Origin of the sequence: Afipia broomeae ATCC 49717, assembly GCF_000314675.2 — a bacterium.
In the GTDB taxonomy this organism is placed as follows: domain Bacteria; phylum Pseudomonadota; class Alphaproteobacteria; order Rhizobiales; family Xanthobacteraceae; genus Afipia; species Afipia broomeae.
In genome coordinates this window covers 369,388-389,579 of the sequence record NZ_KB375282.1, presented here as the reverse complement: position 1 = coordinate 389,579, position 20,192 = coordinate 369,388, and the positions used below count along the sequence as shown (strand labels likewise).

At 61.8% G+C, this 20,192-nt stretch carries 22 protein-coding genes and 1 tRNA gene; 15 read left to right on the top strand and 8 right to left on the bottom strand.

Annotated elements, in window-relative coordinates:
* Positions 1–13: 13 nt before the first annotated feature.
* Entirely contained in the window at positions 14–988 is a 975-nt protein-coding gene (locus HMPREF9695_RS01900; protein ID WP_006019081.1) for a magnesium transporter CorA family protein, read from the bottom strand.
* 547 nt (positions 989–1,535) lie between these two features.
* On the opposite strand from HMPREF9695_RS01900, the gene HMPREF9695_RS01895 reads away from it, so the two are divergent.
* Positions 1,536–2,228: a L,D-transpeptidase gene (locus tag HMPREF9695_RS01895; RefSeq protein ID WP_006019080.1), complete on the top strand. Its 693-nt coding sequence runs from the start codon at positions 1,536–1,538 to the stop codon at positions 2,226–2,228.
* A 50-nt stretch (positions 2,229–2,278) separates the two neighbouring features.
* On the opposite strand, the gene HMPREF9695_RS01890 is transcribed toward HMPREF9695_RS01895, so the two are convergent.
* Positions 2,279–3,277, bottom strand: coding sequence for an extensin family protein (locus HMPREF9695_RS01890; RefSeq protein ID WP_006019079.1), 999 nt, complete (start codon positions 3,275–3,277; stop codon positions 2,279–2,281).
* A gap of 64 nt (positions 3,278–3,341) precedes the next feature.
* Here HMPREF9695_RS01890 and HMPREF9695_RS01885 point away from each other — a divergent pair, with 64 nt between their 5' ends.
* Positions 3,342–4,970 carry a fatty-acid--CoA ligase gene (locus HMPREF9695_RS01885; RefSeq protein WP_006019078.1) on the top strand — a complete coding sequence of 543 codons (1,629 nt, stop codon included), beginning with the start codon at positions 3,342–3,344 and terminating at the stop codon, positions 4,968–4,970.
* Between the two features lie 144 nt (positions 4,971–5,114).
* Complete coding sequence (locus HMPREF9695_RS01880; RefSeq protein WP_006019077.1) at positions 5,115–5,963, top strand: DUF1499 domain-containing protein; 849 nt, start codon at positions 5,115–5,117, stop codon at positions 5,961–5,963.
* Here the strand turns inward: HMPREF9695_RS01880 and HMPREF9695_RS01875 are convergent.
* The 4 genes from HMPREF9695_RS01875 to HMPREF9695_RS01860 form a co-directional block, all read right to left on the bottom strand.
* Complete coding sequence (locus HMPREF9695_RS01875) at positions 5,936–6,865, bottom strand: MBL fold metallo-hydrolase (RefSeq protein WP_006019076.1); 930 nt, start codon at positions 6,863–6,865, stop codon at positions 5,936–5,938. The two genes, HMPREF9695_RS01880 and HMPREF9695_RS01875, sit on opposite strands and share 28 nt — an antisense overlap.
* A gap of 24 nt (positions 6,866–6,889) precedes the next feature.
* Positions 6,890–8,104 carry an acyl-CoA dehydrogenase gene (locus tag HMPREF9695_RS01870; RefSeq protein WP_006019075.1) on the bottom strand — a complete coding sequence of 405 codons (1,215 nt, stop codon included), beginning with the start codon at positions 8,102–8,104 and terminating at the stop codon, positions 6,890–6,892.
* Positions 8,105–8,200: 96 nt separating this feature from the next.
* Positions 8,201–9,277 (bottom strand): 3,4-dihydroxy-2-butanone-4-phosphate synthase, encoded by a 1,077-nt coding sequence (ribB, locus tag HMPREF9695_RS01865; RefSeq protein ID WP_006019074.1) that lies wholly within the window; start codon positions 9,275–9,277, stop codon positions 8,201–8,203.
* 227 nt (positions 9,278–9,504) lie between these two features.
* The gene (locus HMPREF9695_RS01860) at positions 9,505–11,232 is read right to left on the bottom strand and encodes a cation:proton antiporter (RefSeq protein ID WP_006019073.1); all 1,728 of its coding nucleotides are present in this window, start codon (positions 11,230–11,232) and stop codon (positions 9,505–9,507) included.
* Positions 11,233–11,511: 279 nt separating this feature from the next.
* On the opposite strand from HMPREF9695_RS01860, the gene HMPREF9695_RS01855 reads away from it, so the two are divergent.
* Entirely contained in the window at positions 11,512–11,955 is a 444-nt protein-coding gene (locus tag HMPREF9695_RS01855; RefSeq protein WP_006019072.1) for a DUF2147 domain-containing protein, read from the top strand.
* A gap of 75 nt (positions 11,956–12,030) precedes the next feature.
* On the opposite strand, the gene HMPREF9695_RS01850 is transcribed toward HMPREF9695_RS01855, so the two are convergent.
* Positions 12,031–12,107, bottom strand: a tRNA-Pro gene (locus HMPREF9695_RS01850).
* A gap of 97 nt (positions 12,108–12,204) precedes the next feature.
* Here HMPREF9695_RS01850 and HMPREF9695_RS01845 point away from each other — a divergent pair.
* The 4 genes from HMPREF9695_RS01845 to HMPREF9695_RS01830 are packed head-to-tail and all read left to right on the top strand — an operon-like array spanning position 12,205 to position 15,739.
* Complete coding sequence (locus tag HMPREF9695_RS01845) at positions 12,205–13,191, top strand: L-threonylcarbamoyladenylate synthase (protein WP_006019071.1); 987 nt, start codon at positions 12,205–12,207, stop codon at positions 13,189–13,191.
* Positions 13,192–13,214: 23 nt separating this feature from the next.
* A complete protein-coding gene (locus HMPREF9695_RS01840; RefSeq protein ID WP_006019070.1) occupies positions 13,215–14,642 on the top strand; it encodes an FAD-binding oxidoreductase in 1,428 nt (475 codons plus the stop codon).
* Positions 14,639–15,100: a GNAT family acetyltransferase gene (locus HMPREF9695_RS01835; protein WP_006019069.1), complete on the top strand. Its 462-nt coding sequence runs from the start codon at positions 14,639–14,641 to the stop codon at positions 15,098–15,100. The genes HMPREF9695_RS01840 and HMPREF9695_RS01835 overlap by 4 nt, the downstream gene beginning before the upstream one ends.
* Positions 15,101–15,133: 33 nt before the next feature.
* Complete coding sequence (locus HMPREF9695_RS01830; RefSeq protein WP_006019068.1) at positions 15,134–15,739, top strand: NUDIX domain-containing protein; 606 nt, start codon at positions 15,134–15,136, stop codon at positions 15,737–15,739.
* Positions 15,740–15,751: 12 nt separating this feature from the next.
* Here the strand turns inward: HMPREF9695_RS01830 and HMPREF9695_RS01825 are convergent, their stop codons facing one another.
* On the bottom strand, positions 15,752–16,528 hold the full coding sequence (locus HMPREF9695_RS01825) for an SOS response-associated peptidase (protein ID WP_006019067.1): 777 nt from the start codon (positions 16,526–16,528) through the stop codon (positions 15,752–15,754).
* Positions 16,529–16,649: 121 nt separating this feature from the next.
* Between HMPREF9695_RS01825 and HMPREF9695_RS01820 the strand changes: the two genes are divergently transcribed.
* From HMPREF9695_RS01820 to HMPREF9695_RS01790, 7 genes are all read left to right on the top strand, one after another.
* The gene (locus HMPREF9695_RS01820) at positions 16,650–17,156 is read left to right on the top strand and encodes a hypothetical protein (protein ID WP_006019066.1); all 507 of its coding nucleotides are present in this window, start codon (positions 16,650–16,652) and stop codon (positions 17,154–17,156) included.
* A gap of 3 nt (positions 17,157–17,159) precedes the next feature.
* Entirely contained in the window at positions 17,160–17,588 is a 429-nt protein-coding gene (locus HMPREF9695_RS01815) for an NUDIX hydrolase (protein WP_006019065.1), read from the top strand.
* Between the two features lie 45 nt (positions 17,589–17,633).
* On the top strand, positions 17,634–18,011 hold the full coding sequence (locus tag HMPREF9695_RS01810) for a TIGR02301 family protein (RefSeq protein ID WP_006019064.1): 378 nt from the start codon (positions 17,634–17,636) through the stop codon (positions 18,009–18,011).
* A gap of 181 nt (positions 18,012–18,192) precedes the next feature.
* Positions 18,193–18,459, top strand: coding sequence for a hypothetical protein (locus HMPREF9695_RS01805; RefSeq protein ID WP_006019063.1), 267 nt, complete (start codon positions 18,193–18,195; stop codon positions 18,457–18,459).
* 867 nt (positions 18,460–19,326) lie between these two features.
* Positions 19,327–19,596 (top strand): hypothetical protein, encoded by a 270-nt coding sequence (locus HMPREF9695_RS01800; RefSeq protein ID WP_006019062.1) that lies wholly within the window; start codon positions 19,327–19,329, stop codon positions 19,594–19,596.
* Positions 19,589–19,885, top strand: a complete 297-nt coding sequence (locus HMPREF9695_RS01795; RefSeq protein WP_006019061.1) for a hypothetical protein — start codon at positions 19,589–19,591, stop codon at positions 19,883–19,885. The genes HMPREF9695_RS01800 and HMPREF9695_RS01795 overlap by 8 nt, the downstream gene beginning before the upstream one ends.
* An 84-nt stretch (positions 19,886–19,969) precedes the next feature.
* The gene (locus tag HMPREF9695_RS01790) at positions 19,970–20,173 is read left to right on the top strand and encodes a hypothetical protein (protein WP_006019060.1); all 204 of its coding nucleotides are present in this window, start codon (positions 19,970–19,972) and stop codon (positions 20,171–20,173) included.
* The last annotated feature ends 19 nt before the right edge of the window (positions 20,174–20,192 follow it).

Sequence of the window (20,192 nt, the reverse complement as noted above, 5' to 3'; positions counted from 1 at the left end):
TACCTGGCCGCAATTACAGCCACCGCTTCCACTTGAAGAACAGATACGGCCCGATCGCCGCGACAAGCATTGCGATCAGCGCCGACGGATAACCCCAGGGATGCTCCAGTTCCGGCATCACCTTGAAATTCATGCCATAGATTGATGCGATCAGCGTTGGCGGCATCAGCACCACCGCCATCACCGAGAACAGCTTGATGATGTTGTTCTGCTCGAGATTGACAACACCCAGCATGGCGTCGAGCACGAAGGTGATCTTGTTCGACAGATAGGAAGCGTGATCCGTCAGTGATGACACGTCGCGCTGCAAGGTCTTGAATTGCGCCTTCTGCTCCTTGCTCCAGCGTCCGGCATCGGTCTCGACAGTGACGAAAGATATCAGCCTGCCGATTGAGACAAGGCTCTCGCGAACCTTCGAGGTCAGGTCGCCCTTCTTGCCGATGGTCAGAAGGATTTGCGAATAGGTGCGCGCGTGGCCGCGCTCGGCGGAAGGTTCGAAAATCTGCGAAGAAACCGCATCCACATCCGCGCCGGCCCGCTCCAGAATGTCGGCGCAGCGATCGATGACACCATCAAGCAATTCGAGAAGAACGCCATCGCCGGTAATGCTCGGCGAACAGCTCCGCGCGAGCTTCGCCGCAATCAGCGCGAAAGGCTTTGGCTCGTCGTAACGCACAGTGACGAGGCGGTGATCGGTCAGGATGAACGTCACTGGCGTTGTCCGCGGTGCCTGCGAATCCGCCGCGCACATCAGCGTCGCGGTCATGTAGCGCGCGCCGTTCTCTACATAGAGGCGGCTGGAAATCTCGATCTCCTGCATGTCTTCGCGGGTCGGGATTTCGATCCCGACCAGTTTTTCGACCGCCTTGTCTTCACCAGGAGATGGCGACTTCATGTCGATCCAGATCGCGTTCGGCGGCAGCGCGTCGGCCTCGACGTTGTCGAATTTCTTCAACGACGATGCAGTGGGAACGAAGACCGACAACATATGCGACTCCCGGAATCTCTCTTTCGCGAACAACGTGTCGTCTATCTGCTCTCAAAGCGCAATCTCTTCGATTCCTGCACGAACGGCGACGAGACATACAATTGTCATGCGGGACGAGGCAGCCGGAGCGATCGACGTCAGGCCGGTCCGGTCGATCCGATGGGAGACCGACGAATCCGACCGGCGGCTGCCGCATCGATTCCCGGGCGATGAATAACGAGGACGTGATCATTTTCCTAACCGGAGCAACATCCAAAAAGGAGAGCGATTCGCCGTGGCGACTGCAGAATGACGTCCTCCCGGACGTCCTGATTGGCCTGAAGGGCCCGAAATCCGGGCCTTTGCCGGGCCTTTAAGCACCCTCTGGTTTAATCGCCCCTTCTCCTGAGGCGCAAATGCCACAGGTGGCGTGCTGCATGGCAAAACCGTCCTGGAAGCGCTGGAAAATCGGCGCGTTTCGGCGCAAATAAGGGTAACGAAATCGGAAGCTTCTTCCGGCTAGATTTGGCGTGAAGACACACCCCGCGCCCTCTTTTGGAACTTCGGAATGTCCTCGTTCGGCTCAAAAATTATCGTTCTTCTCGCAGGTCTTTCGCTCGCCGGCTGCATGCAGGCGACGTCGGCCACTTACGAGAAATCACCGGAAGCTACCCTCAAGCCGCGCGACAAGGAGCTTCTGGCCAAGGCGCGCTATGAGAAGGTGGAAGTGGCGGCGCCGTTCCGGCGCGCGATCGTCAACTATCATCGCAAGGAATCGCCGGGCTCCATCGTGGTGGATTCCGACAATCACTATCTCTACTACGTGCTGGAGGGCGGCAAGGCGATCCGCTACGGCATCACAGTCGGCGAAGAGGCGCTCGCGTTCTCCGGCATCGCTCGCGTCGGAAACATGCAGGAATGGCCGAAGTGGACCCCCACAGCGGACATTCACAAGCGCATCGAAGGTCTGCCGCAGTCGGTCCCCGGCGGCCCGGACAATCCGCTCGGCGCGCGTGCGCTGTATCTTTATCAGGGCAATCGCGACACGCTGTTCCGCATTCACGGCACCAACCAGCCGGAATATATCGGCGCGTCGATTTCCTCAGGCTGCATCCGCATGACCAACGAGGACGTGATCGATCTTTACAGCCGCGCCAAGCAGGGCACGGTCGTGGTGGTGCTCGATCCGAAGCAGGGTGACTCGCCCTACAACTCGAAGATGGCGCTGCAAGGCGCCGGCGGCGGAACGGGTCCGTTCTAAGCTTCGCTGAACTGAACCAGATCAAAAGCGCCGGTCAGTCCGGCGCTTTTTTATTGAGCGCCGCTCCGCCGGGACAACTTGCCACGCGGCTTCGCAGGCGCCGCCGGCTTGCCGTCATCGTCCTCTGAAGCGGCCTCCGGTGCGGCCTCGGATGGCTTCCCGGATGCGGCCTTCTCTTCCGCAGTCGGACGCGGCGGAGCTTCCTCGGGCCGCTCGGCCGGTAGGAGCGGCGCGACTGCCGGCAGCGGATCGTGGACGCCCCATTGGCAAAGTTTGTAGTTGCCGCGCCGCTGCGCGAGGTCGAGATGAATATGGTCCTCGTGGTACCAGTCCGAGCTTGGTCCAAGCACCGTGGTAAAGCGCGTGCAGACCGAGGCCAGCACCTTCTCGCGGATCTCGCGTGACGCCGTGCGATCGGTCAACGACAGCTTATTGCCGTTCGCAAACGTCATGCCCCTCACGTCGAGCGCGTTGGCAAGCCCGTGTTCGGAGAGTTTTGCTCCGCGGACGCGATTGCGGCCACGGCATTCAAACGAATCGAAATTATCGAGTTCACTGATGGTGGTGCCGAGCTTCGCCGCCAGCGGCGCCATGTCGGTGCGAATCCAGTCGGCCACCGCAGCGGCCATGGTGCAGCGGAGGATCGCCGCAGGCTTCAGCGCCACCCGCTGGGTCGGCGACAACACGATCGCCTCAAGGCGCACCAGGTCCTCGCCGCCGCACCCGCCGGGCCCCTTGATGGGCGGGATCGAGGGCGCGATTGCGATATCTTCGGTCAGCGCCTTCCTGCACGCCGAAAGCTCGGGAGGCCTGGCCTCCGCTGGCTCTTGCACGGGCGGCGCCTGATCGGGCGGCCCCCCTTCCGGCTCGGCCGCAGCGGGCGCGTCAGCAGGCCGTGGCCGCGGCAGCGGCACATTGGCACTTGCCTCCATCGACGCAGCACATGTAAGGACCGCCGCCAACGCCAAAAAAAAGAGCACCGGCAGCCGACCCGTGGCATGCCAGTTACAAGGCCATTTGCGGGCCGCGTGGTCCGCGCTAAAGTTCATTCCAATCCCTTCGGGGAGCAACGATCACACCAACAAAAAGAATGTCTTGAGGAGGGAATACCGAATGCTTGGATTGATGCAAAATTGGCCCTTGTTGTGTCATCGGATTATCGATCACGCGGCGGCGATTCATGGCAAGCAGGAAGTCGTGACGCGATCGGTCGAAGGGCCTATTCATCGCACCAACTACGCCGAAATTCGTGCCCGCGCGCTGAAGGTCGGCCAGCAGCTCGACAAGCACGGCATCAAGATCGGGGACCGCGTCGCCACCATTGCATGGAACACCTGGCGTCATCTCGAAGCATGGTACGGCATCATGGGCATCGGCGCCATTTGCCATACCGTCAATCCACGGCTGTTCCCTGACCAGATCGTCTGGATCGTCAATCATGCGCAAGACCGCATCATGATGACAGACCTGACTTTCGTTCCGCTGCTGGAAAAGATCGCCGACAAGATGCCTTCCGTTGAACGCTTCATCGTGTTCACCGACAAGGCTCATATGCCGCAGACCACGCTGAAGAATGCGATCTCCTACGAAGAGTGGATCGCCGAGGTCGATGGCAATTTTCAGTGGAAGGAGTTCGACGAGAACACCGCAGCCGCGATGTGCTACACTTCAGGCACCACGGGCGATCCGAAGGGGGTGCTCTATTCGCACCGCTCGAACGTTCTCCACGCCCTGATGGCAAACAACACGGACGCGCTTGGCACCCGCGCCAGCGACACCATGTTGCCGGTGGTGCCGCTGTTCCATGCCAACAGCTGGGGCATCGCATTCTCCGCACCAACCATGGGCACCAAGCTGGTGATGCCGGGCGCCAAGCTCGACGGTGCATCGGTCTATGAACTGCTTTCCACCGAGAAGGTGACCTATACCGCCGGCGTGCCGACGGTCTGGCTGATGCTGCTGCAATACATGGCCGCGGAGAAGAAGACGCTGCCCGACCTCAAGGTCGTGATCTGCGGCGGATCGGCGATGCCGCGCTCCATGATCAAGGCGTTCGTCGATATGGGATGCGAAGTCCGTCACGCCTGGGGCATGACCGAGATGAGCCCGATCGGCACCGTGGGCGCCCTCAAGCCTCCGTTCGAAAACCTGACGGGCGAGGCCCGGCTCGATATCCTGCAGACGCAAGGTTATCCGCCGTTCGGCGTGCAGATGAAAATCACCGACGACGCCGGCAAGGAACTGCCGTGGGACGGCAAGACCTTCGGCCGCCTCAAGGTAAGCGGGCCGGCGGTTTCGAAAGGCTACTACCGCGTCGAGACAAATATCCTCGACGACAGGGGCTTCTTCGACACCGGCGACGTCGCGACCATCGACGGCCACGGTTATATGCGGATCACCGACCGCTCCAAGGACGTGATCAAGTCGGGCGGTGAATGGATTTCGTCGATCGATCTCGAAAACCTCGCGGTCGGCCATCCAAAGGTGCTGGAGGCTGCGGTCATCGGCGTGCATCATCCGAAGTGGGACGAGCGTCCCCTTTTGATCGTGCAGCTTAAGCCGGAGCAGAAGGCGAACCGCGAGGAGATCCTGCAATACATGGACGGCAAGATCGCCAAATGGTGGATGCCGGACGACGTTCAGTTCGTGGACGCCATTCCGCACACCGCCACCGGCAAGATCCTGAAGACCGCGCTTCGGGATCAGTTCAAGGACTACCAATTCCCGACGGCGGCGGCCTGATCGCCGGATATCGAAAGGTTCCAAATGCCCGGCCTCGCGCCGGGCATTTTCCTATCCGGTTCCCAAACCTGCTTCCCACCAGCCCTCAAAATGGGCTAGGTCACCGGCGCACCCTTTCAGACCACGCAGACACGGATTCGAGGCATGGCCCGCCGGATTGCCGCCGCTTACCAGATGGAGCCGATCTCCGCCCTCGCGTCCTGGTCGCGGCGCCTCGCGGTGTTTTCGCTGCTCGCATCGGTCGTTGCTGTGGTTATCGTCAGGTTCGGTGTCCTCGATTTCAAACCGGCGCTAACGACCCTTTTCGGCGCGCTCGCCTGTGCTGGCCTCTCAATCCTGGTTGGTCTCGCCGCCTTCGCGGCGATCTGGCAGAACGGCTCGCGCGGCATGAGCCGCATTCTGCTGGCTTTTCTGATCGACGCCGCGATCCTCGCCTACCCGGCCTATCTTGCATTCCAGTACCGCACGCTGCCCGCGATTCACGACATCACCACCGATCCGATCGATCCGCCCCGGTTCGAGGCACTGGCGCGGCTGCGCGCCGGCGATGGCGCGAACCCCGCCGTCTATGCAGGCCTCTATTCAGCCGAACAGCAGCGTACCGCCTACCCCGATGTCGAGCCTATCAGCATCGATGTCCCGGCCCAGAAGGCTTATGAGATGGCCCTGCGCCTGGTGAACCGGCACAAGTGGCTGATCATTGACGAACGCCCGCCATTGCCGCCACAGCGGATCGGCCGGATCGAGGCGGTGGCGCGTACGCCGATCATGGGTTTCCGCGAGGACGTGGCGATCCGCATCACACCGGACGGCGACAGTGCCCGGGTCGATATGCGCTCATCGTCGCGCTATTTCGAGCACGATCTCGGCTCCAACGCGGCGCGCATCACCAAGTTCGCAGAAGAATTGAATGATGCCGTCGACACCGCCCAACCCGTGAAGAAGCTGATAACGCCGGCCAAGCCTCAAGCCAAGGGCGCGACCAAGCGATAGGTGCCGTCGATGGTGGGATCACCGTCGGTCGCAACCACATTGCGCGCAACCAGATCCTCAAGGTGCGCCAGCACCGAATAACCCGCCGCGCCGATCAGACGCGGATCGATACCGATATAGCTCGCGCGCACAATGGTCGGGATATCCGCTTCGCCCTTGGCCAGCCGATACAGGATCGAGTCTTCACGCGCCTTGCGGTGGCGGATCAGAAACTTCACATACCGCACCGCGTCGGGGATTTCCGGGCCGTGGCCGGAGAAATAGAGCTGCTCGCCGCGGCGGGTCAGCCGTTCGAGCGAGGCCATGTAATCGACCATGGATCCGTCGGGCGGCGCGACGATCGAGGTCGACCAGCCCATGACGTGATCGCCGACAAACATCAGTTTGCGCTCGGCCCACGCGAAAGCCATGTGGTTGGCCGTGTGTCCCGGCGTGGCAACAGCCTCAAGCTGCCAGCCATCACCGGTGACGCTCTCTCCGTCCTTCAGGATCACGTCGGGGCGAAACTCATAGTCCGCGCCGGATTCGGTCGGCGCAAGTTCGCTGCCATGACGCGGACGCGAAGCACGATGCGGCCCTTCGGCATAAACCGTCGCGCCCGTCGCGGCCTTGAGGCGCGGTGTGCCCGGCGAATGATCCTTGTGGGTATGGGTAAGAAAAATATGTGTCACGGTCTCGCCGCGCACCGCGTCGAGCAACGCCTGGATGTGGGCTTCATCGGCAGGGCCCGGATCGATGATGGCGACGTTGCCCTTGCCGACGATGTAGCTCACCGTTCCGGTGAACGTGAACGGGCTCGGATTGTTGCACAACACCCGCCGAACGCCGGGGACGACCTCGTCCACGACGCCGGGCGCAAGCGGGAAATCCCGATTGAACGGAATGTCTTCGTTATCGCTCAAGTTCAGCCCTCGCCTGGCAAGGCGTTACGAAAACGCCTGAATGCCGGTGATGGCGCGGCCGAGAATGAGGGCGTGAACGTCGTGGGTGCCCTCGTAGGTGTTCACGGTCTCGAGGTTCTGCGCGTGACGCATCACATGGTATTCGCTCGAGATGCCGTTGCCGCCATGCATGTCGCGGGCAACGCGGGCGATGTCGAGCGCCTTGCCGCAGTTGTTGCGCTTCATGATCGAGATCATCTCGGGCGCCATCTTGCCTTCATCCATCAGGCGGCCGACCCGAAGCGAGCCCTGAAGACCGAGCGCGATTTCAGTTTCCATGTCGGCAAGCTTCTTCTGCACAAGCTGCGTCGCCGCGAGCGGCCGGCCGAACTGCTTGCGGTCGAGCGTGTACTGGCGCGCGCGCTGGAAGCAGTCTTCCGCAGCGCCCATGGCGCCCCACGAAATGCCATAGCGAGCGCGGTTGAGGCAACCGAACGGACCTGCCAGACCCGTAACGTTCGGCAGCAGCGCGCTTTCCGGAACCACGACGCCGTCCATCACGATTTCACCGGTGATCGAGGCGCGCAAGCTCAGCTTGCCGCCGATCTTCGGCGCTGACAGACCTTTCATGCCCTTCTCGAGAATGAAGCCGCGGACCTTATTGTCGTGCGCAGCGGATTTCGCCCACACCACGAACACGTCGGCGATCGGCGCGTTGGAGATCCACATCTTCGAGCCGGTCAGGCGATAGCCGTCCGCGACCTTCTCGGCCCGGGTCTTCATGCCGTCGGGATCGGAACCGGCGTCGGGCTCGGTGAGGCCGAAGCAGCCGACCCACTCGCCGGTGGCAAGCTTGGGCAGGTATTTCTTGCGCTGGGTCTCGTCGCCATAGGCGTAGATCGGATACATCACCAGCGACGACTGCACGCTGTTCATGGAGCGGTAGCCGGAATCGACTCGCTCGATCTCGCGCGCGACCAGGCCATAAGCCACGTAGCTCGCATTGGCGCAGCCGTATTCTTCCGGCAGCGTGACGCCGATCAGGCCGAGCTCACCCATCTCGTTGAAAATTTCGCGATCGGTCTTCTCTTCGGCATACGCCTGCGTGACGCGCGGCAACAGCTTGTCCTGGGCGTAAGCGCGCGCGGTGTCGCGGATCATGCGCTCGTCCTCGGTCAACTGCTCGTCGAGCAGGAACGGATCGTCCCACTGGAATGTCGCCTTGGCTGGCTTGTCCTTGGTCTGCGGGCGGGCACTCATGACAAAATCCTTTCAGCTTTAGACTGCTGCTGTGAAATCACGATAAATCGTCGGCGTCAGGTTGCAAGCTCAAAACCTGTTCCCGCGCGCGAGCACCTAGCTCTCGAATGGCTCATTGGCGATGATTTCGATGCCAAATCCCGAAAGACCTTTGTAGTCGTGCGCCGATGAGGTGAGATGCCGGATCGACGTTACGCCGAGATCGCGCAGGATTTGCGCGCCGACGCCGACTTCACGCCACTGCCGATGACGGTCAGCCTCCGCCGAATGATCGTCAGCGATCGGAGCAACAGGCACGCCCGCTGCACCATCGCGCAGATAGACCAATACGCCGCTGCCGTTCTTCTTGAAGTGCTCCAGTGCCGCGAGAATCCGGCCCGACCCGAAGAAGATGTCCTTCACGATATTAGGCTTGTGGAAACGCGCCAGCACGTTCTGGCCGTTGCCGACACCCTTGTAGACGAAAGCGACATGATAGACCGGATCGAACGGCGAACGGTACGCATAGCCATCCAATTGCCCGATCGGGCTGTCGACGGTGAAGGTCGAGACCCGCTCGATCAGCTTCTCGCGCGCCTGCCGGTACGAGATCATGTCAGCGATGGTGACATGCTTGAGGTTGTGCTGGGCCGCGAACTTCACGACCTGCTCGCCCTTCATCACCGTGCCGTCGTCGTTCATCAGTTCGCTGATGACGCCGACCGGCGGCAGATCGCACAACTTGCAGAGATCGACCGCCGCTTCGGTATGACCCGAGCGCAGCAGGACGCCGCCATCGCGCGCGATCAGCGGGAAGATATGGCCGGGGCGCGCGAAATCGCTGGCGCCCGCATTGGGATTGGCGAGTGCCCGGCAGCAGACCGTGCGCTCTTCCGCCGAAATGCCGGTGGTCATGCCGGGCTTGTAGTCAATCGACACCGTGAACGCGGTGGTGTGGTTGGAGTCGTTATGGGCGACCATCGGATCGAGCCGAAGCCGGCGGGCGTTATCGGCGGTGATCGGGGCGCAGACGATGCCCGAGGTGTGGCGGATGATGAAGGCCATCTTCTCCGCCGTGCAAAGCGTGGCGGCGACGATCAGATCGCCCTCGCCTTCACGGTCATCGTCGTCGGTCACCACAACGATTTCACCCGCGGCAAACGCCTTCAAAACTTCAGGGATAGGATGGGCCATAACGCGCTCTTGCTCTCAAAAGGGGTGCAGATCGTATGGCGCAGGGCGCGGGCCCGCGCAACTGTCCCGTCCACATGGCCGTCATCCACTGGCCTTTGACGGCTTCAAACAAGAGATATGCCCCTGCCAAATCCGGGCAAGAGGTCCAGAGGGAACGGATTTCGCGGTTTTAAACGCGCGAAGCTTCCGCACGGCGGAACGCGCTCCGGAGCACTGCCGCCGAAGCCTCAGGGCAGGACTTCGCGGCGCTCGCTCAGAAGGTCGTCCATCTCGGCGCGCTTTTCCTCCAGCAGGCCCTGATCGGCGGCATCAATGACCCTGTAGAGTTCCGCTGCATCGGTGAGGCGGGTCACGGTGACGTAGTCCGCGCCCGCCGCATAAATATCGGACACGTCTGCCAGCAGGTCCGCCGTCGAAATGATCTTCGCATTGGGATTCATCGAGCGGACGTGGCGGACCAGCTTCTCGTTATTGGCGCCCTTCAGCAGCGAGTCCGGCACGCTGAGAATGATAATCTCGGCCTTGCCGACACCGGCATGCAGCAGCGTGTCGATGTTGCTGATGTCGCCGTAGATGACATGAATGCCGCGCGCCGTGAGCGTGCGAAACACGTTCGGATTGAAGTCGACGACGCTGATCTGCTCAAGCAGGGAGGCATTCTTCCGCTCGATCTCGCTGAGCAGCGCGCTCGCCGCCCGGAAGAAACCGAGAATGACGATACGCCGCGCCGTGCCGTGTCCGCCCTCGTGATCGGCATCGGCGATATGGGCCTGGTCGAGATCAAGAAATCCAATTCTTTTCAACGCACCGATGGCCCACCGGGTGATCGGGTCGCTGCGCATGATCACAAAGGTCGAAAGCACCGCGAGGATCACGAACGCGAACGACGCGGCACTGGATGTTTGGGCTGTGATGTGTCCCGCCACAATACCGGTCTGAATAATCACGAGCGAGAATTCGCTGATCTGCGCAAGATTGAGTGCCGGCAAAAGACTGGCGCGCAACCCTTGCTTCATGAAGTAGAGCGGCAGGAATGTCGTGAGGATGCGGCTGACCACCGTGAACGCCGCAATGACCAGCGCCAGCCAGATGGTGGACGAATTCGGAATCGGAATTGTCATGCCGAGCGCCACGAAGAACAGCGTGATGAAGAAGTCCCGCAGCGTGGTGACCTTCGCCGTGACATCGAGCGCATAGGGAAACGTCGAGAGCGACACGCCCGCCACGAGCGATCCCATCTCGCGCGACAGATGCAGGCGTTCGGCGACTTCGCCGATCAGAAAGCACCATGCCAGCGCACCGAGCATGACCAGTTCGGGGCTGCGCGCGATCTGGTGAAAGATCTTCGGCAGGACGAACCGGCTGAGGATCATCGCGGTCGCCACCAGCAGCCCGACGCGGCCGATCGAGAGCAGGACAATACTGATCTGCAAATCGGCGAGGCTGGGCTGCACCGCGAGAAACAGGATCGCGAAAATGTCCTGGAGCACCAGGACGCCGAGCGTGATGCGGCCCGGCAGCGTATCCAGTTCCCGCTTCTCGTAGAGCACCTTGACGATGATGACGGTGCTCGACAGCGCACAGGCGACTGTCAGGTAAAGCGCGTCGAACTTGCCCGCGCCCAGTGACAGACCAATGGCGAGGAAAAACGCCACGCCGAGCACACATGCGCCGATCAACTGACCGCCGGCGGCGAACAGGATAACGCGACCGGCCCTGATGATCTTCTTCAGATCGATTTCCAGCCCGATCATGAACAGCATGAAGATCAGGCCGAGTTCGGAGATCGTGCTGATCGATTCCTGCGACTTGACCCAGCCCATGCCGTAAGGGCCGATGACGAATCCGGCGACCAGATACGCGAGAATCAGGGGTTGCCGGAAAAAATGACCGGCAAGGCCCAGCACCCAGGCAAACAGGATCGAAAAGGTAATATCGCGAATAAGTTCGTGCATGCCCTCAACCGGCTGGCAGCAATAATAAAAGCCTGAATCAGGCTTCTGTATAAGGACCAAAGACCGCCGTGAAAGCAATATCCATGGCGCGATTTACGCCATCTCGGACGCATCAATGACGACAGTTCGCCGCAGCCCGGCGCGAAAACTGTCGGATGGTGTCTGCGATGTGACAATCGCCAAAAACACGCCGGTCAGAATGGTTCCGCGGCTTGAATAACGGATCGGCCTGTATAGGTTCGCTCCGCGCCGGGGGCTTCGGAGCAGTACAGGTTGGTCATGAATTCGAAATTGAATCTCATTTTGGCGCTGGTTGTTTTGTTGGGTGGCTTGAGCGCCGCCAGGGCCGACGAAGGATCTCCGCTGGGTCTTTGGCTTACGGAAAAGGGCGACGCACGGATTCAGGTCACCCAGTGTGGACGGGCTCTGTGCGGAAAGGTCGCCTGGCTGCGCGAGGCAATCGATCCTGCAACGGGGAAACCGCAGACCGACGACAAAAATCCCGACCCTGATTTGGCATCGCGGCCCATGGTCGGCGTGCAGCTCTTCATCGGAATGACCCCTAGCGGCCCCGGCACGTGGGCCGGTCGCATCTACAATGGCGATGACGGCAAGGTATACGACAGCAAGGTCTTGTTGATGGGGCCTAGAACCTTGCGCGTCGAGGGTTGCGTCGGCGCCATCTGCGGCGGCGAAAACTGGACCCGGGTCAGCGGACGCTGACGGCGCGGGCGATCTTCGACCAAGGCAGCGCCGAGGGCCTCACAGGGGAAAAATAGCTGATTTTTCTGAGAGTTATGGTCGGAGTGGCAGGATTTGAACCTGCGACCCCTGCGTCCCGAACGCAGTGCTCTACCGGGCTGAGCCACACTCCGACATGGGCGCCGGTATAGCGTCGGCTCTCGCGGACCGCAAGAAGCTGTATAAGGGATCAAATCCCTCAATAAACGCCACGATGGCGCGGCTCATGCGATGAAACTTGGTTTGAAAACGGCAATTCTTCCCGCTTCCGGCGCAGCGGACACCGCTGCGCGCTGCCTTGAGGGCGGCGGACTTGTCGCGTTTCCGACCGAGACAGTCTACGGACTGGGCGCGGACGCCACCAATGCCCGCGCCGTCGCCCGGCTTTACGAGGCGAAGGGACGCCCCTCGTTCAATCCTCTCATCGCCCATGTCGGTGATTTGCAGGCCGCCAGGCGCATTGCACGCTTCGATGACAGGAGTTTGCGTCTCGCGGAAACCTTCTGGCCGGGACCGCTGACACTGGTGCTGCCGAAAGCTCCGGGATGTCCGGTGTCCGATCTCGCCACCGCCGGGCTTGAGACGGTTGCGGTTCGGGTCCCCGCCCATCCGGTCGCTCATGAGATTTTGCGGGCTTTCGGCAAGCCCATCGTTGCGCCGTCTGCCAATATCTCCGGACACGTCTCGCCGACAACGGCGGAGCATGTCTTCGGCGACCTTTCCGGCCGCATCGATCTCATCGTCGACGGAGGACCTGTCTCGGTCGGCGTCGAATCCACCATCGTCGGCTGCTTCGAGACGCCATTGCTGCTGCGGCCCGGCGGACTTCCCCGTGAGGACATCGAACGCGTCCTGGGCGAAAAGCTCGCGCGCGTGCCGGAGGACCATAATTCAGCCGAGGCGCTTCCGCTGGCGCCGGGCATGCTGGCTTCGCACTACGCGCCGCACACCCCCGTGCGGCTCAATGCGCACCGGCTGGAAGCTGGAGAAGCACTGCTGGCATTCGGGCCGCGCATGATTCCCGGCTCCGAACGGGCCAGCGTCATGAATTTGTCGGAAGCCGGCGATCTGGTGGAGGCCGCCGCGAATCTTTTCGGTTATCTTCGCGAACTCGATGCGCGCGGGTCCCATGCCATCGCGGTCATGGCAGTGCCCAATGAGGGTCTCGGCGAAGCCATCAACGATCGCCTGCAACGCGCCGCCGTTCCAAGAAGCTGACAGATCAGGACTTTGATAACGACATGAATATCGTGCAGCCACCGCCCCCCGTTCTGTCGCCCGAGTTGCTGGCGCGCTTTGCCGCGATCGTTGGCGAGAAGTATGCGGTGACCGATCCGCACGACGCCGCCCCCTACCTCACCGAAGAACGAGGCCTGTTTCAGGGCCACTCACCGCTGGTACTTCGTCCGGGCTCGACCGCGGAAGTCTCCGCGATCTGCAAGCTCGCCACCGAGACGAGAACCGCGCTGGTGCCGCAGGGCGGCAATACGGGCCTCGTCGGCGGCCAGACGCCGCACAACGGCGAAGTGGTGATCTCGACACGGCGTCTCGACAAGATCCGCGCCGTCGATACGCAATCCAACGCCATGACTGTCGAAGCCGGTGTGATCCTCGCCAATGCGCAGCAGCGCGCCACCGATGCCGACCGGCTGTTTCCGCTGTCGCTCGGCGCGGAAGGAAGCTGCACCATCGGCGGCAATCTCTCCACCAATGCCGGCGGCATCGCCGCGCTTGCTTACGGGGTTGCGCGCGATCTCGTGCTCGGGCTTGAAGTCGTGCTCGCCGATGGCCGCATCATGCATGGTCTGTCGAGCCTGAAGAAGGACAACACCGGCTACGACCTCCGCGATCTCTTCATCGGCGCGGAAGGCACGCTCGGCATCATTACCGCCGCGACGCTGAAGATGTTTCCGAAGCCGCGCTCCGTCGAGACGGCCTTCGCTGCCATCGCTTCCCCGGAGGATGCGCTCACATTGCTCGACATGTCGCGCAACATCGCGGCAGGAAGCCTGACCAGCTTCGAACTGATCCCGCAGATCGCCATCGACTTCACCGTGAAGCACGGCCCATCGATCCGCGCGCCGCTGTCCGGCCGTCACCCCTGGTACGTTCTGATGGAAATCTCCTCGCCGCGGGACGACGCCCGCGACACCATCGAGGCGATCCTGGGCAAAGGCATGGAGGACGGCATCGTCAACGACGCCGTGATCGCCGCCAATCTCGACCAGCGCGCGGCTTTCTGGAAGCTGCGCGAAGTCATTTCACCGGCGCAGAAGCCCGAAGGCGGTTCGATCAAGCACGATATTTCCGTCCCCGTCGCCGCTGTGCCGGATTTTCTGCGCGAAGCCGACGCCGCCGTGACCAAACTCATTCCCGGCGCCCGGCCGTTTGCATTCGGTCATCTTGGCGACGGCAACATCCACTACAATGTCAGCCAGCCGATCGGAGCTGACATGGCGGACTATCTCGCGCGCTGGCACGACATGAACGACGTGGTGCATGCGGTCGTCGCAAAGCATGGCGGATCGATTTCCGCCGAGCACGGCATCGGCGTGCTGAAGCGCGACGAACTCCCGAATGTCAAAGACCCCGTTGCCCTCGACATTATGCGGTCGATCAAGCATCTGCTCGATCCGCTCAATATTCTCAACCCGGGCAAGGTGCTGTGACCGACGCATCGGCAACCACAACAAGCAACCTCGCCATCAGCGCTATCGCCGACGCCGATATTCCCGATGTCGTTGCGCTGTGGAAGCGCTGCGAACTGACGCGACCATGGAACGAACCGCAGGCGGACATTGCACGTGCGCGCGGCAAGACCAACTCGGAGGTACTCGTCGGCCGCGACGGAAACACCATCGTTGCAACCGTCATGGTCGGACACGATGGACATCGCGGCTGGGTCTATTATGTCGCCGTGGACCCTGATCACCACAACAAGGGATACGGGCGCGCGATCATGGCCTCGGCGGAAGACTGGTTGCGCGATCGTGGCATCGAGAAACTCCAACTGCTGGTTCGTGCAGACAACACCCGTGTACAAGCATTTTACGAGACGCTTGATTATGATCAGCAGGAGCGCGTCGTCTATGCAAAGTGGCTCGATGGCCGCCCGATGACGCCCTGACAGCAACTTCCGACAAGTCCTGAAGGTAACTGCATGAGCGTGAGCGACCGCATTCGCATCAAAGACGTCCGCGTGCTCTCGGACAACAAATACAAACTACGTTCGACAACCTTCGACTGGCGGCGCTCCAGCGGTGAATGGCAAACACAGCATCGCGAAACCTTCGATCGCGGCGACGGCGTGACAATACTCCCTTACAACCGTGCGCAGCGCACCGTGATCCTGATCCGACAGTTCCGCTATCCCACCTATGCCAACGGATATGATGGCCTGCTGGTTGAAGCGCCTGCCGGTTCGCTGGACGACGCCGAGCCCGAAGCACGCATCCGCTCCGAAGCGGAAGAAGAGATCGGCTATCGCCTTGGCCCCATCAAGAAAATCTTCGAAGCCTTCACCAGTCCGGGCGCGGTCACCGAAAAACTCCATTTCTTCATCGCCGAATATCAGCCCGATATGAAGATCGGAAGCGGCGGCGGTCTTGCCCACGAAGGCGAAGATATCGAGACGCTGGAACTGCCGGTCGCCGAGGCGTTCGCGATGATCGCGGACGGCCGCATTGTCGACGCCAAGACCATCATGCTGCTGCAATACGCGGCGCTGAACATTTTCCGCGACGTGACCGGCGCGAAGCACCTCTAGAACAGCGATCCTCTAAAACAAAGAGCCCTGCCCGTTGTCCTCTTCGGGCGCAGAGGCCTTGAGCTTTCTTTGCGGCTCTTTGGGTTGCTTGCGGCTCGCAGCCTCGGCGATGGCGATGTCCTCTTCGCTGCACGGCAGGATCAGGTCCGCGCTGTCATTGTCGACGCGGTTCACTGCGGTTGACACCTCGTGCCAGACGAAAGTCCCCGCCCGCGGCGCCACCAGCAATTCCAGCGCGGGTTCAAGATCGATCTCGCCGCCGTCGAGCCAGCGATCGAAATCTCGCGGCTCGATCGTCACCGGAACGCGGTCATGCAGCGCCGCCATCTCCGGCGCCGCGGGAGCCGTCACGATAGCGACGGTATCGACCTCCTCGCCGTTCGGTCCCATCCATGTTTCGGCCACGCCGGCAAAACCGATCGGCGCGCCGTCACGGCGGCGGATAAGATGCGGCCGCTTGCGCGTGGGTGATGTCTTCCACTCGTAATAGCCATCCGCCGGAAGAATGCACCGCCGCCGCCGGATGGCATTGCGGAACGAGGGCTTCTCCAAAACGGTTTCGGCGCGCGCATTGATGACGAGCGCGAACTTGCGCGGGTCCTTCACCCATGACGGCAGAAAACCCCAGCGCATCAGCCGGAACTGGCGGACGCCGTTTTCGAGGATCACCACCGGCACCGGCTGGGTCGGAGCAACGTTATACCGGGGCGGAAAATTCGGCTGCTCGCCATAGCCGAACAGCCGGCGCAGCGCCTCGGGGGATGATGTAATCAGGTATCGCCCGCACATAAAAAGACTCGAAAATAAAGCCTCAGCGCTGGAAAATGACACATAAGCAAAACTTGTTCAGCCACCTTTAACCTGCGATGCCCAAACATCCATCACGATGTCGAATTCCGCCCTGCACGCAATGTCCCCCGCTGACGACGAGTGCGGCCCCTCAGACGCCCAGTTGGCCGATGACATGGCCGCCCGCGCCCAGCGGCTGCGCGACGCCAACATCAATCCCCGCACCGGGCTCGCCACAGATTATCTGAACCATTTCAACGAAGCGATCATGCTGCTTGAAATGATCCCCGACATTCCGGAATGTTTCGAGGACTTTCTCGGCTGGCAGCCGATGAGCTATCGCGAGCATTTCGCCGCCTCGAATTTCAAGGCCCGCGACCTTGCCATCAGCGCCTATGATTCCAGCGACCCGGCCGTCCGTGCCGAGTTCGACAACATCACCGCGACCATGACCTCGATCCTGACCACGGTCGGAGACGCCATGCGCCGGGTCCGGCATGACGAAACCCGCACCATCCTCGCCGAGCAAGCCGCGGGCTGGGTCAAACCGCTCGTCACCCTGGCAGGCTCCATGATCAACGGCAGCAGCAGCGATGCCGATGACATCGACCAGATCATGAACCGCTGACCCGTGACCGGCTTTTCCCATAACGGCCCGCAGCTCGCCGTCAGCGCCGGGATTTTCCGTGACGGCAAGATTTTGCTGGTCCGCCGCGCCCGCGAGCCGGCCAAGGGCGTCTACACCTTCCCCGGCGGCCGGGTGGAATTCGGTGAAAGCCTGCATGAGGCGCTGGCCCGCGAGGTCCGCGAGGAAACCGGGCTCAAGATCGAGATCGTCGGCCTGATCGGCTATCGTGAGGCCCTGCCCCCGCGAACCGGCGGCCACGGCCATTTTGTCGTCCTGCCGTTCGCTGCCCGCTGGGTCGCCAACGAGATCGCCCTCAATGACGAACTGGACGATGCCAAATGGCTGTCCCCGCGCGAGGCGGTCCACGGCCTGCGGGTCACCCAGGGACTGGACGAGACGATCCGCTCCGCCTGCGCCATCATGGGCCTTTAGTCTCTGCCTTGCTTCCGGCCCGTTGAACGGGCATATGCGGCCCTTATGCTGAAGCGGATTTTCGCGATTTTCCTGGTGACGGCACTGGCCGGTCCGGTTCCGGTCCGGGCCCAGGACGCGGCTGCGCCGTTCGACGGCGATCTCCAGCGGCTGGCTGAAATCCTCGGCGCCCTGCATTACCTGCGCGGAATCTGCGGCACCAATGAAGGCCAGAAGTGGCGCGCCGAAATGCAGGCGCTGGTCGATGCCGAGACCCCGTCCGGCGATCGCCGCAGCCGGATGATCGCGAGCTTCAACCGCGGCTATAACGGGTTCCAGCAAACCTACCGCTCCTGCACGCCGGCCGCGAATGTCGCCATCCGCCGCTACCTCGACGAAGGCTCGAAAATCTCGCGGGATCTCACGGCGCGCTACGCCAACTGAAATTTCCGGTGGACAGCTTTCCCCGGCCCGAACGGGAATGCCGGAAATAACGCGATAACTTGAATTCGCGCCGTTAACCTTTCCTAAAGAACCGGCTCGCGGGCTCCGCCCTGCATGCTAATGCTCTGTGCAGTTTCAACGTGCAGTCCGCCCGGACGCGTTCCACAGGCAAATTGATTTCATGTCGCATCCTTCCTATTGGACGCCCGTTCACGGATTTTCGCCCGATCAGGACCAGAAGCGGGCGGCGCTGAATTACCTCAACGAGGCCTGGGCGGAAGCGCGTCACGACGGCGTCGATGGCGATTGCCTGGCGCAGGCCAGCCTGTTCGCCGCATTCGCTGAACTCGTCAGCACCTATGGCGAAGACGCGGTGGCGAAGTTCGTCGAAGGTCTCGCCGGCCGCATCCGCAGCGGCGAATTCTCGGTGGTCGAGTTCAAGCAGTAAGACGCACGCCTTCGCGGGGACGACATCGGTGGTGTTGAAGGGCTCGCGCCCTTGTTCCTATTCAAATTTCAAACAGCCACGCGCCATCGCCCCTGTTGTTATGACGGCGCGGGGGCGCCCGAAGCTCTCGTTCGTTCCTCCCTCAAGATGAGGGCGCGCGGAACGCCGGATGCGCGAGCGCATCCGCAGCCCCGTGTGCAAAAGTGAGAAAGCACACGAGCGTAGTCGCCACGGTCACGCCGTTTGCATCCGGCGTTCCGCACGCGGTGGGGCTCCGGCTTGCTTCGTGCTCTCCCCGGTGGACGATGCTACGTCACCGCATCCCTGCTGAGGGTTTCCGCCTCCGGTTGGAAGCGGCTCTCTGCCGGACTGACGCCAGCTTCGGGCGTCGGGACCACACGACTTGGGCCGGCGCGCACAGCGTGGTTCGTCTGCCGTCGCTTGCATCGCTCACGCGCCTCCGGATGTTGCGCACGCCCTTGCGGGTGCGTGCGCGCGATCCGGGCTTGCGCCCTGCGACCCTCGCTCCGGCCTGACGCTGCCGCGCCACCGCATCCCGCCCCGCGTATCGTGACGATCGCGAAACGCCCCTCATGACGGGGCGGGACATGGCGAACATAAGTGAGGTTCCGAGCGCGGGGATTTGTATCCCCATCACGAAATGTTGCAGGGATGCGCGACAACATGAACGCGTTCATCTGCAAATGAAAAAGCTGGGCAATCAGCCGGGCCTTCGACGTCAATGCGTTGCCGCCTTAATTAGCGCGAATTGCCTCTGTTCGCAGGCAATAAACCGATAGCTATCCGCGCCGGAAAGGCGCACAGTCAACTCATGCCACACCATCAGGTTGCCGCGGAGCGCTTCTCATGATCACGAGAACGCGGCGGGAGACGATCACCTTCAAACATCCGGCGCGCATCAAGGGCATTGAACGCCTGCTTCCGGCTGGTGCTTACGAGATTGTGACCGACGAGGAAATGATCGAAGGCCTGTCCTTTCCGAGCTTTCGGCGCATCGCCACCATGATCATGGTGCCGGGCGCGCCGCCGCATCATCACTCGATGGAAATGATCGCCATCGGTTCGGTCGATCTTGCCGACGCGCAGCATCGGGACGCGGTGGTGCCAAATGTCTGACGATCCCGTCGATCTCGATTCCCGGCGCGGAATGGCAGCGCAGAAAGCGACGGGACTGCGGCGCATTCTCGCCGACGCCGAGAGCCACGCAGCAATCCTGCGCGAGCGGCAGCTTCAGATCGAAACGGAGTTGCTCGACACGGATGCAACATCGTGGCCCGAAGCAGCGGCGAAGGCGCGTTACATTCTGAATCTCTATTACGCAACGCTGGGTGTGCACGATACGCACCACCGCGATCTGGTCGCCTCGGTCCTCAAGGATTTCGCGCGGCTCGACAGCGAAAGCTGACTACGTTTTCCACCTCGATTGTTTCCCGCGAACGATTGATCCTGAAACTTATTGCGACGTTCGGCGGGAACGGGAGGACTATGCATGCTTGATATGACAACGAAAGAGCTATCGTCGCGGCACGTCAAACCGGAAGAGGCGCTTCGGCTTGGCGTCGTTTCGGGATGGTACACCACCAAGATGAGCGGGACGTTCGTCACCGGTCCCCATGCCACCCATGCCGACGCCTTGCTCAAGATCGCGGAACTGAATCCGCCCCCGCCGCTTGTGGCAAAGCGCAAATCATAAGGCGCGGCCGAAACACGGG